Raw genomic sequence first — 14,850 nt, forward strand, 5'->3', positions numbered from 1 at the left:
CCGGCGGCCCCCCCTCCCCCCCCCCCCCCCCGGGGCCGCCCGCCCCCCCCCCCCCCCCCCCCCCGGGCCCCCCCCCCCCCCCCCCGCGCGGGGGGGGGCCCCCCGCGGCCCCCCCCCCCCTTCCGCGTGTCCCGGCCCGGCCGCCTCAGCAGCAGTCCTGGACCACCAGTCCCTCCGGCAGGTCGTCCCCGCCGAACACCGCGACCGTCGCCGGGTCGCCGCCGAGCGCGGCGACGGCGAGCAGCAGCGCGCCGGCCGTCCAGGTGGTGCGCTCCTCGGGCCAGATGGCGTCGTCCTCGAACACGTACCCGGTCCAGTAGGAGCCGTCCTCGTGCCGCAGGTGCTTCTGGATCCAGCGCAGGATGTCCACGGCGCGGTCGGACTCGCCGATCGCCCAGAGCGCGAGGGCGAGTTCGGCGCTCTCGCCGCCGGTCACCCACGGACGGTCGCTGACGCAGCGCACGCCGAGGCCGGGGACGACGAAGCGGTCCCAGTCGCGCTCGATCCTGGCCAGCGCCGCCTCGCCGCGCAGCGCGGTGCCGAGCACCGGGTAGTACCAGTCCATCGAGAAGCGGTCCTTGTCGAGGAACCGCTCGGGGTGGCGGGCGACGGCGTGCCGCAGCCGGCCGGCCGCGAGCTCCCAGTCGGGCTGCGGCTCCTCCAGGTACTCGGCGACGGCCAGCCCGCAGCGCAGCGCGTGCAGGATGCTGGACGAGCCGGTGAGCAGCGCCTCGTCGGTCGCGGTGCCGTCCTCGTCGAGGCGCCAGGAGATCGGGCCACCGGGCAGCCGCAGCCGGACGATGAAGTCCAGGGCGCGGCGGACCACCGGCCAGATCCACTCCAGGAACGCGTCGTCGCCGGTGCTGAGGTGGTGGTGCCAGACCCCGACGGCGACGTAGGCGCAGAAGTTGGTCTCCTTGGCCCGGTTGGAGACCTCGCCGTCCGTGTAGGCCGCGTACCAGGAGCCGTCCGGGTTCTGGTGGGCGGCGAGCCAGCGGTAGGCGGCCTCGGCGGCGGCGTGCTCGCCCGCGGTGTCGAGGGCCATCGCGGCCTCGGTGTGGTCCCACGGGTCGAGGTGGTGGCCGGTGAACCACGGTATGGCGCCGTCGGGGCGCTGCTCGGCGAGGATGCTGCGGACGGTGCCGGCGGCCTGCTCGGCGTCGAGCACCCCGTCGAGCAGCAGCACCTCGGGGACGGCGGCGGTCATGCGCCGGCCCGCCGCGGCTTGGAGGCGTAGGCGACGAAGCTCTTGCCGATGACCGGGTTGAGGGCCTTCTCGGCGGCCTTGGTGAGCGTGCTGATCACCGGAGTGCCGACGATGTCCCAGACCAGCAGCTGGTGGTAGGCCTTGACGGGCAGCGCCTTGTCGTTGTCCACGCCGACGGCGCACTTGATCCACCAGTACGGCGAGTGCAGCGCGTGCGCGTGGTGGGTGCCGTAGGGCTCCAGGCCGGCGTCCTTGAGCTTGCCGAGCAGTTCGTCGCCGCGGTAGATGCGGATGTGGCCGCCCTCGACCTCGTGGTACTCGTCGGACAGCGCCCAGCAGATCTTCTCGGGCAGCCAGCGCGGCACGGTGACGGCGAGCAGGCCGCCGGGCTTGAGGACCCGGAACATCTCGTTGAGCACGCCCTTGTCATCGGGTATGTGCTCCATCACCTCGGAGATGATGATCTTGTCGAAGTACTCGTCCTCGAACGGCAGCGCCAGCGCGTTGCCCTCCATCGCGGTCGCCGACGCGCCCTCGGGGGCCTCGCCGGCCTGCTCCATCGCGGCGAACCACTTCTTGACCTCGGCGATCTCCTCGGCGTTCTGGTCGAGGGCGATCACGTTGGCACCGCGGCGGTAGCACTCGAACGCGTGCCGGCCCCCGCCGCAGCCCAGGTCGAGCACCCGGTCGCCGGGGGCGAGCGGGAAGCGCGAGAAATCGACGGTCAGCACTGCAGGGCTCCCATTCCTTTGCTACCAAGCGTCTTGCCATCAAGCGTCTTGCTACCAAGCGTCGTGCCATCAAGCGCGTTTGACGCTTCATCAGGTCTCCCGCACGCCGGTCGGCGCCGCGGACCGGCCCGGACTCAGGGCACGTACCGCCAGCCCGGCCCGGAGCGGGCCCGCGCGCCGACCCCGGTGGCGATCGCCGCGCGGTAGGCGTCGGCGGTCAGTTCGGCGGCCCGCTCCCAGGTGAACCGGGCCAGCACCCGCTCGCGGCCGGCCACCCCGAGCCGCTCACGCAGCTCCGGGTCGTCCAGCAGCCGGCCGAGCGCGGCGGCCAGCGCGTCCGCGTCCCCCGGCGGCACGGCCAGGCAGGTCTCCCCGTCCGGCCCGGCCACCTCGGGGATCGCGCCGCCGGTGGTCGCCACCAGCGGCGTGCCGGTGGCCATCGCCTCGGCGGCGGGCAGCGAGAAGCCCTCGTACAGCGACGGCACGCAGGCCACCTCGGCCGAGCGGTACAGGTCGACCAGCTCCGGGTCGGTCAGCCCGCTGCGGAACTCGATGTGCTCTTCCAGCCCGAAGCGGCGGACCGCCTCGGTGACAGGGCCGTCCTCCTTCTGCGGCTTGCCGACCACGACCAGGTGCGCGGGCCGCTCGGTGCGGACCTTGGCCAGCGCCTCGACCAGGTAGACCAGGCCCTTGAGCGGGACGTCCGCGCTGGAGGTCGTGACGATCCGCCCGGGCACCCGCGCGACCTCCGCCGACGGGGACCACAGCCGGGTGTCGGCGCCGATCGGCACCACCGAGACGGCGCCGGGCGCGGCGCCCAGGTGCTCGGCGATCTCCCGCTTCGAGCTGCCGGAGACGGTGATCACGTGGTCCAGCCGGGTGGCGACGCGGCGCTGCATCCGGGTGAAGGCGTACCAGCGGCGCAGCGACAGCCGGCGCATCCGGGTGGTGGCCGCGTCCAGCTCCAGCCGCCGGTCGACGGTGATCGGGTGGTGGATCGTGGTGACCAGCGGGAAGCCGTGCCGGGCCAGCCCGAGCAGGCCGTAGCCGAGGGTCTGGTTGTCGTGCACGACGTCGTAGCGGCCCTTGTGCCGGGCCAGGTACTGCCGGGCGCGCAGCGAGAACGTCAGCGGCTCGGGGAAGCCGCCGGTGCGCATCGTGGCGAACTCCAGCACGTCCACCGGCCCGCGGAACTCGCCGCGCCCGGGCGTGCGGAACGGGTCGTCCGCGCGGTACAGGTCCAGGCTGGGCAGCTCGACGAGGCGCACCGACCCCGGCCCCTCGACCTCGTCCAGGACGGCGTACGGCTGGGCGCCGATCACGTCCACGTGGTGGCCGAGCCTGGCCAGCTCGCGGGACAGGTGACGCACGTAGACGCCCTGGCCACCGCAGAACGGGTCGCCGCGGTACGACAGCAGGGCAATCCGCAGCGGCTGCGCGGTCATCCTGGGCCCTCTTCTCTAGCTGCTATCTGTGCTGCCGGTCGCTAAAGTAGATCAGGTTTCAGTGGCTGTGGAACTCGTCATCGACCATGTGAACAATGAGAGACCTCGAAGATACCGGCCCGTAGCTTTCCCTCCGGAGCCAGGGCTGGTGATTCCCGCCACGCCGACCCGGCCGACCCCGGGTCGACGGTGCGCCGCCCCCGTGCGGCGCGCCGCCACCCACGCGCCCCCGGGAGCACCCCTTGTCGTCGCCGAGCACGTCCGCGAGCCCCGCCGCCCCGCCGGCCGGGGAGCCGCCGCTGACCGCCCGCCAGGCCGAGCGCCGGCGGCGGATCCTGCGGGCCGCCACCGCCCTGGCCGCGCGCGGCGGGTACGAGGCGGTGCAGATGCGGGAGGTCGCGGAGAGCGCCGAGGTCGCCCTCGGCACGCTCTACCGGTACTTCCCGTCCAAGGTCCACCTGCTGGTCGCGGTCATGCTCGAACAGCTGCAGAGCCTCCAGGAGCACATCCGGCGCCACCCGCCGACCGACGACGAACCGGCGCCGCGGGTGGCCGACACGCTCACCCGGGCCTTCCACGCGCTCCAGCGCGAACCGCTCCTGGCGGAGGCCATGGTGCGGGCGCTGTCCTTCGCGGACCGCTCGGTCGGGGCCGAGGTGGACCAGGTGAGCTCCGCGACCGGACAGCTCATCCTGGACGCGATCGGCCAGTCCGGGCCACCGAGCGAGAGCCAGCGCGCGGCCGTCCGGGTGATCGAGCACACCTGGCACTCGGCGCTGGTCTCCTGGCTCTCCGGCCGCTCCTCGATCGCCGAGGTCCGGGCCGACCTGCACACGGCGGCGCGGCTGCTCACGCTGCCGTGAGGTCTCCGCCCGCCCCCGCTTACTGGAACGTGTTCCTGCTCGCCGCGGTCCGGCGGGCGGCGCCGGCGGCTAGAGTCAACGGGCAGCAAAAACTTCATCCCGTCCCTCTCCCGGGGGAAGCCGGTGCGAGTCCGGCGCTGACCCCGCAACCGTGAGGCCGTGCTCCCGCGCGTGAGTACGGGCCGAGCCGGAGCGCCCGGGGAGGGGCGAGCGGCCAGGACGTGTCCGTCGGATCAGCCCTCCGACCTGATCCGAGGGACACGGCCTGAGGGCCGGACGCACCCGTCCGGCACCGTCGAGGACTACGGAAGGGCCCCGCCGGGCCCGCCCCGCTCACCGAAAGGCACACCTCCACCATGCTCACCGCCGCCCGCCTGGGCGCCGCCGCCCTGTCCGCCGCGCTGCTCACCGGCGCCGCCGCCGCACCGGCCCTCGCCGACACCCCCTCCCCGCCGGCCCCCGCTGCCCCCGCTGCCCCCACTGCCCCCGCTGCCCCCGAGGGCCTGTACGGCAAGGGCGACCCGACGTACGACGGGGTGTGGCGCCAGTCCCTCGCGCTCACCGCGCTCGCGGCGGCCAAGGTGACCCCGGCCGACCAGGCGGTCGCCTGGCTCACCGGACAGCAGTGCGAGGACGGCGGCTGGCCGTCCTACCGGGCCGCCGACGCGGCCTGCGACGCCAAGACCGAGGACAGCAACGCCACCGCCGTCGCCGTCCAGGCCCTCGTCGCGCTCGGCGGGCACCAGGACGCCGTCGACAAGGGCGTCCAGTGGCTCAAGACCGTCCAGAACGCCGACGGCAGCTGGGCCTACAACCCCGGCAACCCCGGCGACGCCAACTCCACCGGCCTCGCCGTCAACGCCCTCTTCGCCGCCAGGACCGACCCGGCGGGCGTCGCCAAGGACGGCAAGAACGCCTTCGACGGGCTCGCCCGCTTCCAGCTCGGCTGCGCCGCCCCCGCCGACCAGCGCGGCGCCTTCGCCTTCCAGCCCGACGCCGCCTCCGGCGCCCTCGCGCCCAACGCGCTCGCCACCGCCCAGGCCTCGCTCGCCGCGGCCGGCGGCCGGCTCCCGGTCACCGCCGGCGTCCGCTCCGACGCCGCGCCCAAGCCGCTGACCTGCCAGGACGGCGCCACCGCCACCCCCGCCACCCCGGCCTCCCCCGTCGCGCACGCCGACTCGGCGGAGGCCGCCGGGGCGTACCTCACCGCGCAGCTCGGCGCGGGCGGCAACCACCTCACCCTCACCATGCCCGGCGCCACGCCCACCCCCGACTACACCGCCACCGCCTGGGCCGCCCTCGGCCTCACCCAGAGCGGCCACCCGCAGCAGGCCGCCGGCGCGGTGGACTGGCTGACCCAGAACGGCGCCGCGTGGACGAAGGGCGGCACCGACGCGGGCGCCGCCGCGACGCTGCTCCTGGTCGCCCAGGCCGCCCAGCGGGACACGGCCGCGCTGGTGCAGCAGCTCACCACGCTCGGCCCGGTGCCGAAGACGACGGCTTCCGCCCCTGCTGCTCCCGGTTCCGCCGCGCCCGCCGCCGAGAAGAAGAAGGACGGCGGCATCTCCCAGTACTGGCTGATCGGCGTCGGCCTGCTCATCGGCGTCGGCGGCGGCCTCATCCTGAGCCTCCAGCGCAAGCGCGCCCCGAAGCTGTGACGTCCAACCCCCGCCACGCCGCCGGAGCCTCCGGGCTCCCGGCGGCGGGCGGGCCCGGCTGGAGCCCGTCGTTCGAGGGCAGCGCGTCGGGCCCGGCGGCCGCGCCGACTGCCCGCACGCGACGCCCGACGGCGACCGGGCGTGCCCGCACGGCGGTCCGGGGAGCCTCGTCTGCGCCGGGCACCCCGGTCGGGCTCACGGCAGCGAGCGACCGCTCCCGTGCCGCCGCGCCCGGCAACCGCCTCGGGCGCGCCGAGGCTCCCACCACCCCTGCCAGCCGACTCGCCAGCCGCCTGGCCGGCCCCACCACCACCCCCGCCAGGCAACTCGCCAACCGCCTGGCCGGCCCCACCGCCCACGGCCACACCGCCGCCAGGCAACCCACCGGCCGCCTCGCCGCACTCCTCACCGGCCTGCTCGCCGTGCTCCTCGTCGCCGGTTCCGCCGTGCCCGCCGAGGCGGCCGGGTACCGGTACTGGTCGTTCTGGAAGGGTGCCGACGGCGGCTGGGCCTACCAGCAGCAGGGTCCGTCGGTCCACGTGCCGGCGGACGGGAGCGTCGACGGGTGGCGGTTCGCCGTCAGCCCGGACGGCGGGCAGAACGCCGCGCAGCCCCGCGCCGGCGCCGACTTCGCCGCCCTCTGCGCGAGCACGCCCCCGCAGCAGGGCCGCAAGCGCGTGGCCGTCGTCCTCGACTTCGGCACGGCCGACGATGCCGCCTCCGCCGAGCAGCCGCCCGAGCAGCGCACCGCCTGCGCCACCGTCGCCGCCAACGCGACGTCCGCCGAGGTGCTCGCCGCCGTCGCGCCGCCGCTGCGGTACGACACGAACGGCCTGCTCTGCGCCATCGCCGGCTACCCGAAGGCCGGTTGCGCCGACCAGGTCGGCGCCGGTGCGAAGACGGACAGCAAGGCAGCGGCCAAGGACGACGGCAGCGGCCCGGACCTCGGCCTGATCGCCGGCGGAGTCCTCGTCGCCGCCCTCGCGGCCGGTGCCGTCTGGCAGTCGCGCCGCCGCCGTCCCCGATGAGGTCCCTTTCCGTGCGCGTCTCCCGTCAACTGCACCCCGGCGCCTGGTGGTTGTGGGCGCTCGGCCTGGGCGCCGCGGCCACCCGCACCACCAACCCGGCGATCCTGCTGCTGCTCGCCGCCGTCGCCGGCTACGTCGTCGCGGCCCGGCGCGGTGACGCGCCCTGGTCGCGGTCGTACGGCGCGTTCCTGCGGCTCGGCCTGTTCGTCCTCGGCATCCGGCTGCTGTTCGCCGTGCTGCTGGGCTCGCCGATCCCCGGGACGCACGTGCTGTTCACGCTGCCCGAAGTGCCCCTGCCCGCCTGGGCGCAGGGGGTGCGGATCGGCGGCCGGGTCACCCTCGAAGGCCTGCTGGCCGCGCTCTACGACGGGCTGCGCCTGGCCACGCTCCTGGTGTGCGTCGGCGCCGCGAACGCGCTCGCCAGCCCGGCCCGCCTCCTGCGCGCCCTGCCCGGCGCGCTGTACGAGGCGGGGGTGGCCGTCGTCGTGGCGATGACGTTCGCGCCGAACCTGGTCGCCGACGTCCGGCGGCTGCGCGCCGCCCGCCGCCTGCGCGGCCGGACGGACAAGGGCGTCGCCGCCGTGCTGAGCGTCGGACTGCCCGTCCTGGAGGGCGCGTTGGAGCGTTCGGTGGCGCTGGCCGCCGCGATGGACACCCGCGGCTTCGGCCGCACCGCCGACGTCCCGCGGCGCCTCGCGCGGGCGACGGCCGCGCTCACCCTGGCCGGGCTGCTGGGCGTCTGCCTGGCCGCGTACGGCCTGCTGACCGCCGGGGGCGCCGGCTGGGCGCTCCCCGTCCTGCTGATCGGCCTGGCCGCGGCGTTCGCCGGACTGCTCCTCGGCAACAGGCGGTCCGTCAGGACGCGCTACCGGCCGGACCCCTGGGCGCTCCCGGAGTGGCTCACCGCCGGTTCGGGCGTCGCCGTCGCCGCGCTCACCGTCTACCTCTCCACCCGCGATCCCGCCGCCTTCGCGCCCACCGTCGTGCCGCCGAGCATCCCCGTGCTGCCGGCGGCCGCCGTCCTCGCCGCGCTCCTGGGCCTGGTACCGGCGTTCGCCACCCCGACCCCGCCCCGGAGGGCTTCGTGATCACCTTCGAGCAGGTCTCCGTCCAGTACGCGGACGCTCCCACGTCGGCTTTGAACGGCGTCGACCTGACCGTCCCCGAGGGCGAACTCTGCCTGCTGGTGGGCCCGTCGGGCTCCGGCAAGTCCACCCTCCTGGGCACCGTCAGCGGGCTCGTCCCGCACTTCACCGGCGGCACCCTGCACGGCCGGGTCACCGTCGGCGGCCGGGACACCCGTACCCACCGCCCGCGCGACCTGGCCGACCTGGTGGGCACGGTGGGGCAGGACCCGGTCGCGCACTTCGTCACCGACACCGTCGAGGACGAACTCGCCTACGGCATGGAGTCCCTGGGCCTGCCGGCCGACGTCATGCGCCGCCGCGTCGAGGAGACCCTCGACCTGCTCGGCCTCGCCGACCTGCGCGACCGCGCCCTCGGCTCGCTCTCCGGCGGCCAGCAGCAGCGCGTCGCGATCGGCTCGGTCCTCACCGTCCACCCGCGCGTGCTGGTCCTGGACGAGCCGACCTCGGCGCTCGACCCGGGCGCGGCCGAGGAGGTGCTGGCCGTGCTGCAACGGCTCGTGCACGACCTCGGCACGACCGTCCTGATGGCCGAGCACCGACTGGAACGCGTCGTCCAGTACGCCGACCAGGTGCTGCTGCTCACCCCCGGCGCCACGCCCGTCCTCGGCGAACCGGCCGACGTGATGGCGCACTCGCCGGTGCACCCGCCGGTGGTCGGCCTCGGACGGCTCGCGGGCTGGCGGCCGCTGCCGCTGTCCGTACGCGACGCCCGCCGCAAGGCCGCCGGGCTGCGCGAGCGCCTCGACGGACACCGTCCGGCCGCCGCACCCTCCCCCGACGGCTCCCCGCTGGCAGCCGCCGACCGCCTCGCCGTCCGACGCGGCCCCGTCCACGCCCTGCGCGGCGTGGACCTCGCCCTCCGCCCCGGCGAGATCACCGCGCTGATGGGCCGCAACGGCGCCGGCAAGTCGACCCTGCTGGGCAGCCTCGTCGGCCTGCACGCCCCCGCCTCCGGCACCGTCCGGGTGGGCGACCGCACCCCGCACCGCACCAGGCCCGCCGACCTGATCCGCCAGGTCGGCCTCGTCCCGCAGGACCCGCGCGACCTGCTCTACGGCGAGAGCGTCACCGCCGAGTGCGCGGCGGCCGACACCGACGCGAGCGCCCTCGCAGGCACGTGCCGAGCACTGGTCGAACGCCTGCTGCCCGGCATCGCCGACACCGCCCACCCGCGCGACCTGTCCGAAGGCCAGCGGCTCACGCTCGCCCTGGCCGTCGTCCTCACCGCCCGGCCCCCGCTGCTCCTGCTCGACGAGCCCACCCGCGGCCTCGACTACGCGGCCAAGGCCCGGCTGGTGGAGATCCTGCGCGGCCTCGCCGCCGAGGGCCACGCCGTGCTGCTGGCCACCCACGACGTCGAGCTGGCCGCCGAACTCGCCCACCGCACGGTCATCCTGGCCGAGGGCGAGATCGTCGCGGACGGCCCGACGGCCGAGGTCGTGGTCTCCTCCCCCGCGTTCGCCCCGCAGGTCGCCAAGGTGCTGGCCCCGGGCCCGTGGCTCACCGTCCACCAGGTGGCGGAGGCGCTGGAAGCATGAGTGAGCGCAGCGAGCGAATCATCAGAAGGTGCGTGTGGGCGAATGCCCCTGCCGAGCGGAGCGAGGCGGGAGCATGAGTCGTCCCGTCCCCCTCGGCCGCCGCTCCGTCACGGCGCTGACCCTCACCTCCCTCGTCGGCGTGACGGCCTTCGGCTGGCCGCTGCTCGCCTCGACCAAGTCCGCCCTGGTCGGCCACTCCGCCGACGCCCCTTGGCTGTTCGCACTCCTGCTGCCGTTGTTGTTGGCCGTCGTGATCGCGCAGATCAGCGAGGGCCGGTCGGCGGGCGGGGGCGCTCCAGGCCTGGACGCCAAGTCCGTCGCGCTGCTGGGCGTCCTCGCCGCGGCAGGCGCCGCGCTGCGCCCGCTCGGCGCGGGTACGGCCGGCCTGGAGCCGATGTTCTTCCTGATGGTGCTCTCCGGCCGCGTCCTCGGCCCGGGCTTCGGCTTCGTCCTCGGCTCGCTGTCGATGTTCGCCTCCGCCCTGCTGACCGGCGGCGTCGGCCCATGGCTGCCGTTCCAGATGCTCGCGATGGGCTGGGTCTGCCTGGGCGCCGGCCTCCTCCCCGGCGCCGCGACCCTGCGCGGCCGCCGCGAACTCGCCCTTCTCGCCGCCTATGGCGCTCTCTCGTCCATCCTCTACGGCACGATCATGAACCTGCAGGGCTGGCCGTACATCGGCGGCCTCTCCAGCTCCATCTCCTTCGTCCCCGGCGACCCGCTCCCCGCCAACCTGGTCCGCTTCGCCGCCTACTGCCTGACGACGTCCCTCGGCTGGGACCTCCCCCGCGCCGCACTCACCATCACCCTGTGCCTCACCCTCGGCACCCCCGTCCTGCGCGCCCTCCGCCGCACCACCCGCCGCGCCGCCTTCGCGGCCCCGGTGACCTTCCACCCGCCGGCCGAGTAACGGCCTAATCAATTGCCCTGCCCCACAACCACGTTGCACACTGACGGACGGCCGCGTCCATCGACCGGCCGTCCCACGGGGAAGGGGAAACCGGCATGACCCACACGATCGGCAGGGTGCTCGCGGCCGCCGCACTGGCAGCACTCGGGGCGCTCCTGGTCACCACGCCCGCCACGGCCGGCAACGCCAACGCCTGGGTCGGCAACCCGGTCAAGGCCGGATCGTCGACCGGCCCGGACGGCATCGAATGGCCCGACGACTGAAAGCACCCTGCTGAGACGGGTCCTACTCCCGGCACGACACGCACAAGTTGCGCGCCTCGCGAACCGGCCGACCGCACAGGCCGTCCCGGCCGGGGCACTCGTGGTGCCGCGTCCCCGGTTCCGAGCCGACCGTCGTTGGCCGGGGGCCCGGCACGGGCGGGACGGCCGACAGACGGGAGGCGAGGATCGCGCCGACGCTGTGGGTGATCCGGCCCGGGAGCGGGGCGGACAGGACAGCCATCAGCGCGTCCGGCGTCCAGCCCCCGGCCAGGAGCCCCTCAACCATGGCGGCCTGGTCCGTCAGCGGCCTACCCGCGAGGGCCATCCGGGGCTCGCGGCGGCCCAGTTCGAGCAGCAGCGTCATGCCGTCGGTCAGGCGCTGGGGCCGAGCGGGAGGGACGGACGGCCTTCCGGCATCCTTCTCCGTCAACTTCCTTACCTTCACGGAAGGGTTTCCCGTCTTTCCGCCGCCTGGCTCCCCAGCTCCAGGACACCCGGCGGCCGGAGACACGGGAAGCGGCGGCACCGTGTGAACCGCCTTGCCCGTCAACGGGACTTCGTGGACGGAGACGACCGTCCGAACCTGCCCCGTCAGGGGATCCCGGTGAGTGCGCCGGACGTAGTGCCCGGCCGCCTCCAGCTCACGGAGAGCCCGCGCCACCGTCGTGCGCCCCTCAACGCTCTTCGCCGCCAGCGTCCGAACATCTTCACGAGCGCCGTCCGGCAGGCTGAGCAGGTAACTGAGCAGCCCACGCGCCGCCCAACTCAGCGAGTGCTTACGGACGACATGCCCGTTGTCGAGAATCGTGTAGCCGGGGGCGTGCTTGGGGATACGATGAATCTGCATTGGGAGTCCTTAGCTCCAGGTGCCATACCCCGGGGTGTTGTCAGCACCGCCGGGGCTCACTATGTGCGCGCGCTCCGCTCGAAGCACTCACGCCGCAATAGTCACCGTAGCTTCGTGACTAGCCGTCAAACTCCGATCCACGTCACCCATTCGGACGGCGCAGGCGCACAACCCCCGGCGCACATAGATCGCGAGTGACACTCGCCACAGGTTGCTACCTTCAACGCATGACTGACTACGAGACTGCGTTCCGGTCGTTGGACGGCACAGCGCTGTTCGGCACGGTCACCCCCTCCCCGACGTCACCTACCGCCCTGGCCGTTCTCATTCACGGAGCCGGTGTCACCCGCGAGGAGGGCGGGTTCTTCGGCCGACTGGCAGCCGGCCTGGCCGCGACCGGAGTGACCTGCCTGCGGTTCGACCTGCGGGCCCACGGCGCCAGCGGCGGGCGTCCGGCAGATCTCACGATCGCCGGAGTGGCCAACGACATTCGCGCCGCAAGCGATCACCTCGCCGAAGTCGCCAAGCGGCCGCGCCCAGTTCACGTCATCGCAGCATCGTTCTCAGGTGGCGCTGCCGCCATGCACGCCGGCCAGTACCCGGGGGAGGTCGAGCGACTGGTGCTGTTGAACCCGCGAATCGACTACAAGGACAGGTTCATCACCGAGCGAGCCGGCTGGTCAGGGAACTACCTCTCGCCGGATCGCGCCGCGCAGCTCGATCAAGCCGGAGCTTTGCCGCGACAGCCGTTCGAGACCGGCCGGGCACTGCTCAATGAGATGTTTCTCCTGCCGGCGCCGGAAGCCGTCTGCGCCGGCGTTCATTGCCCGGTACTCATCGTCCACGGGACAAAAGACACCTTCGTGGATGTGCAGTTGTCACGCCAGTACGCCCCCTTGTTCCGGAACGGCTCGGGAGCCGAGTTGTATGAACTCGACGGCGCGCAGCACGGCTTCGCAGTCCATGACGATCCCGCATACGCCGACCCGCAATCACAGGCTTGGCAGCGAGACGTGATCGCCAAGGTGACTGCCTTCCTCTCTTCCTAGCCGGCCGCCAGGATCACCAGTCGCTCGTGGAGTTCCCGCACCTGTGGTCTCTGTCGGTACGGAAACAGGGTCTTCGCAGTGCCGTGAAGTGCGCCGATGGCTTGCCGGGAGCGAACATCCGTAGCAACACGCAGCGCTTTCAGGGCGACTGCGGCAGCCTCGTCAGGTTCCCCGAGATCGGCAAGAGCACCGGCCAAGAACGCGCTGTAGTGAGCACGGTCACGTGGAGCGAACGCCTCGGCGGTGAGATGCGCCTGGAACGCTGCGATGGCTTCAACGGGGCGTCCGGCTTCCCGTAGTCGGATCGCCGTCTGGATGAGGAGCCGTTCCCGCGTGTATCCGTCGCCGAGCGGCCCCGTACACGATGGAGGCTCCGCTGGTCGGTCGGCCCGGTCGAGGGCGGCGTGCGCTTGGTCCAGTACCCGGGCGATCTGATCGGGGTGGGCACCGGTCATCGCCATTCCCCGCGCCTGCTGCTGGAGCGCTTCGGCATGCGCGCGGGCCGGCAGCTTCGACGGCCCGCTCGTCGCGGCCCTGGCAAGGTCGAGCATGCGCGCGGCATCGTGGCGCCCGAGGATCTGGGCCTGCCGCATCAGCACGTAGGCATGCATGGCTTCATCATTGGTGAAGGTCGCCCATTCCTTGGCCTGGTTGTGCCAATAGGCAACGACCTGGTCAGGAGCGCCCGCGTCGTGGTGCAGCCACGCCGCGAACTCCGCCGCCCTGGCCCCGAGGACAAGAAGCTCACGACGGATAGCCGGCCTGGCGTCGCGGGCAGTGGTACTGGTGGCAGACAGGATTCCCAGTGCTGCGGGCAACGCCCGATGCGACCCCACGCGCAGATCCGTACGAGCGGTGTCGTCCAGAGCATCCCGAAGGTGGCCCACAAGTTCGTGGTCAGCAAATCGGTAGGCATTGCAAGCGGCCGCGGTGAGGTGCTCCAGGGCTGCGAGATCGAGCAAGGGCGTGGCGAGCGGACCACTCATGAAGCTGCGGTGAAGCATTGGCTCCTCCACGTCTGACTTCGAGCCGGTAGCCGTCCCGAGCCGGATCGGCTTACTCGGCAGCGGGACGAAACCAAGTCGTTCGAGAGGCGCATCGAACATCTCGGTCAGCACGTACCGCGCATCCCGATTGGGCCAGGCGGTCTGACCGGACTCCCAACGCCTGACCTGGCGAACCGAGATCCTGGCCTTCGAGTTCAGAGTGACGGCTTTGGCGTTATACGCATCGGCGAAGTCCTCTTGCGTACGCCAGCCACGTTCGATCCGCGCGGCTACGAACGTCCCGTTCGCTGCGCATTCGGGCATATCTTGCACCCCCACGAATCCACGCTAGGCCACTGACACCATCCTGCGGCAGGAGACACAAGCCACCCGCCGAGATGTCCGGTGATGTGTCCTCCGGTCCGACCTGGTTCTTTGCCACGAGCCGCCATTGACTGTTCATCAGTCATCTCGGAGGAGGCTCCCGTGCACCGCTCAGTCGACGGCCGGATCCGGCAGCAGCGGCTTCTCGACACCACAGCCGACCGCTCCGAGTCCATGTCGCAGACGGGCTCCGCGAGGGACTCGGCTCCAGCACGCACCGAGATCCCCGGCCCGGCAACGGCCTCCCTGAAGTACCGGTCGGAGTCTGCCTGCACGGCTCGCAAGCTGGTTCGACGCAAGCTCCGGGAGTGGGAGCTGGACGACCTGGCGGACGACGCCCAGCTGATCGTCACCGAGTTGGTCAGCAACGCCTGCAAGACCGGCTGCCTGACGTTCATGCTCGTCAAGATCCGCAGGATCACACCCCAGACAGTCCGGATCTCAGTCCGCGACGGCTCCCGAACGATGCCAGTGCTGCTCCAAGCCGGAAGCGACGACGAGTGCCATCGAGGCCTCGCCCTGATCCACCTGCTGACCGCCGGGTGCTGGGGCACAGCGCTGGACACCTACGGCAAGACCGTGCATGCCGATCTCCGTGCCCGCCGACGCCCGGTCCCCCCGAAGAGAGGAGCACAGTGTCCGTCCTCCTGTCCCACAGCTCACGCGACCGGTACCAGCGACGGCGCTTGTTGCGGGGGGGGGGGGGGGGGGGGGGGGGGGGGGGGGGGGGGGGAGCAACGGGGCGGGGCAAGAGGGGTTTGTAGGGTGGTGGGGGGGGGAGCGCACCGGAGCACAA

14 protein-coding genes, 1 pseudogene and 1 riboswitch are annotated in these 14,850 nt (G+C 73.3%); of the genes and pseudogenes, 9 read left to right on the forward strand and 6 right to left on the reverse strand.

What is annotated here, in order from left to right; all coding sequences use genetic code 11:
* Positions 1–145: 145 nt before the first annotated feature.
* From ACFV4F_RS27840 to ACFV4F_RS27850, 3 genes are all read right to left on the reverse strand, one after another.
* Positions 146–1,207, reverse strand: a complete 1,062-nt coding sequence (locus ACFV4F_RS27840) for a prenyltransferase (RefSeq protein WP_380439435.1) — start codon at positions 1,205–1,207, stop codon at positions 146–148.
* Positions 1,204–1,938, reverse strand: a complete 735-nt coding sequence (locus ACFV4F_RS27845; RefSeq protein WP_363656604.1) for a class I SAM-dependent methyltransferase — start codon at positions 1,936–1,938, stop codon at positions 1,204–1,206. The genes ACFV4F_RS27840 and ACFV4F_RS27845 overlap by 4 nt, the downstream gene beginning before the upstream one ends.
* 134 nt (positions 1,939–2,072) lie before the next feature.
* The gene (locus tag ACFV4F_RS27850; protein WP_380506430.1) at positions 2,073–3,383 is read right to left on the reverse strand and encodes a glycosyltransferase family 4 protein; all 1,311 of its coding nucleotides are present in this window, start codon (positions 3,381–3,383) and stop codon (positions 2,073–2,075) included.
* Between the two features lie 242 nt (positions 3,384–3,625).
* Between ACFV4F_RS27850 and ACFV4F_RS27855 the strand changes: the two genes are divergently transcribed.
* The 7 genes from ACFV4F_RS27855 to ACFV4F_RS27885 all read left to right on the forward strand — a co-directional run bounded on the left by ACFV4F_RS27855 (position 3,626) and on the right by ACFV4F_RS27885 (position 10,788).
* Positions 3,626–4,246, forward strand: a complete 621-nt coding sequence (locus ACFV4F_RS27855) for a TetR family transcriptional regulator (RefSeq protein ID WP_380439431.1) — start codon at positions 3,626–3,628, stop codon at positions 4,244–4,246.
* Between the two features lie 113 nt (positions 4,247–4,359).
* A riboswitch (cobalamin riboswitch) is annotated at positions 4,360–4,444 on the forward strand.
* 158 nt (positions 4,445–4,602) lie between these two features.
* Entirely contained in the window at positions 4,603–5,904 is a 1,302-nt protein-coding gene (locus ACFV4F_RS27860) for a prenyltransferase/squalene oxidase repeat-containing protein (RefSeq protein WP_380506433.1), read from the forward strand.
* Positions 5,905–6,242: 338 nt separating this feature from the next.
* Positions 6,243–6,932, forward strand: coding sequence for an SCO2322 family protein (locus tag ACFV4F_RS27865; protein ID WP_380439452.1), 690 nt, complete (start codon positions 6,243–6,245; stop codon positions 6,930–6,932).
* On the forward strand, positions 6,929–8,020 hold the full coding sequence (locus ACFV4F_RS27870) for a CbiQ family ECF transporter T component (protein ID WP_380506436.1): 1,092 nt from the start codon (positions 6,929–6,931) through the stop codon (positions 8,018–8,020). Before ACFV4F_RS27865 ends, ACFV4F_RS27870 begins: the two co-directional genes overlap by 4 nt.
* Complete coding sequence (locus ACFV4F_RS27875) at positions 8,017–9,618, forward strand: ABC transporter ATP-binding protein (protein ID WP_380506439.1); 1,602 nt, start codon at positions 8,017–8,019, stop codon at positions 9,616–9,618. The genes ACFV4F_RS27870 and ACFV4F_RS27875 overlap by 4 nt, the downstream gene beginning before the upstream one ends.
* A gap of 73 nt (positions 9,619–9,691) precedes the next feature.
* Positions 9,692–10,525 carry an ECF transporter S component gene (locus tag ACFV4F_RS27880; protein ID WP_380506442.1) on the forward strand — a complete coding sequence of 278 codons (834 nt, stop codon included), beginning with the start codon at positions 9,692–9,694 and terminating at the stop codon, positions 10,523–10,525.
* A gap of 95 nt (positions 10,526–10,620) precedes the next feature.
* Positions 10,621–10,788: a hypothetical protein gene (locus ACFV4F_RS27885; RefSeq protein ID WP_380439421.1), complete on the forward strand. Its 168-nt coding sequence runs from the start codon at positions 10,621–10,623 to the stop codon at positions 10,786–10,788.
* Between the two features lie 22 nt (positions 10,789–10,810).
* Here the strand turns inward: ACFV4F_RS27885 and ACFV4F_RS27890 are convergent, their stop codons facing one another.
* Positions 10,811–11,218, reverse strand: a complete 408-nt coding sequence (locus ACFV4F_RS27890; RefSeq protein ID WP_380506553.1) for a hypothetical protein — start codon at positions 11,216–11,218, stop codon at positions 10,811–10,813.
* A gap of 204 nt (positions 11,219–11,422) precedes the next feature.
* Positions 11,423–11,635 (reverse strand): annotated as a pseudogene (locus tag ACFV4F_RS27895) (helix-turn-helix domain-containing protein); the annotation flags it as partial.
* Between the two features lie 227 nt (positions 11,636–11,862).
* On the opposite strand from ACFV4F_RS27895, the gene ACFV4F_RS27900 reads away from it, so the two are divergent.
* Entirely contained in the window at positions 11,863–12,684 is an 822-nt protein-coding gene (locus ACFV4F_RS27900; RefSeq protein WP_380506445.1) for an alpha/beta hydrolase, read from the forward strand.
* On the opposite strand, the gene ACFV4F_RS27905 is transcribed toward ACFV4F_RS27900, so the two are convergent.
* Positions 12,681–14,009: a tetratricopeptide repeat protein gene (locus tag ACFV4F_RS27905; protein WP_380506448.1), complete on the reverse strand. Its 1,329-nt coding sequence runs from the start codon at positions 14,007–14,009 to the stop codon at positions 12,681–12,683. The two genes, ACFV4F_RS27900 and ACFV4F_RS27905, sit on opposite strands and share 4 nt — an antisense overlap.
* 219 nt (positions 14,010–14,228) lie before the next feature.
* Between ACFV4F_RS27905 and ACFV4F_RS27910 the strand changes: the two genes are divergently transcribed.
* Positions 14,229–14,850 (forward strand): ATP-binding protein (locus tag ACFV4F_RS27910; RefSeq protein WP_380506544.1); only part of this gene is annotated, 622 nt, incomplete at its 3' end.

Source organism: Kitasatospora sp. NPDC059722 (assembly GCF_042733235.1).
Taxonomy (GTDB): Bacteria; Actinomycetota; Actinomycetes; order Streptomycetales; family Streptomycetaceae; genus Kitasatospora.

Coding starts and splice junctions, on each gene's coding strand:
- ACFV4F_RS27850 (WP_380506430.1), bottom strand. CDS start 3,383: ATGACCGCGCAGCCGCTGCGGATTGCCCTGCTGTCGTACCGCGGCGAC.
- ACFV4F_RS27885 (WP_380439421.1), top strand. CDS start 10,621: ATGACCCACACGATCGGCAGGGTGCTCGCGGCCGCCGCACTGGCAGCA.
- ACFV4F_RS27900 (WP_380506445.1), top strand. CDS start 11,863: ATGACTGACTACGAGACTGCGTTCCGGTCGTTGGACGGCACAGCGCTG.
- ACFV4F_RS27880 (WP_380506442.1), top strand. CDS start 9,692: ATGAGTCGTCCCGTCCCCCTCGGCCGCCGCTCCGTCACGGCGCTGACC.
- ACFV4F_RS27860 (WP_380506433.1), top strand. CDS start 4,603: ATGCTCACCGCCGCCCGCCTGGGCGCCGCCGCCCTGTCCGCCGCGCTG.
- ACFV4F_RS27870 (WP_380506436.1), top strand. CDS start 6,929: ATGAGGTCCCTTTCCGTGCGCGTCTCCCGTCAACTGCACCCCGGCGCC.
- ACFV4F_RS27840 (WP_380439435.1), bottom strand. CDS start 1,207: ATGACCGCCGCCGTCCCCGAGGTGCTGCTGCTCGACGGGGTGCTCGAC.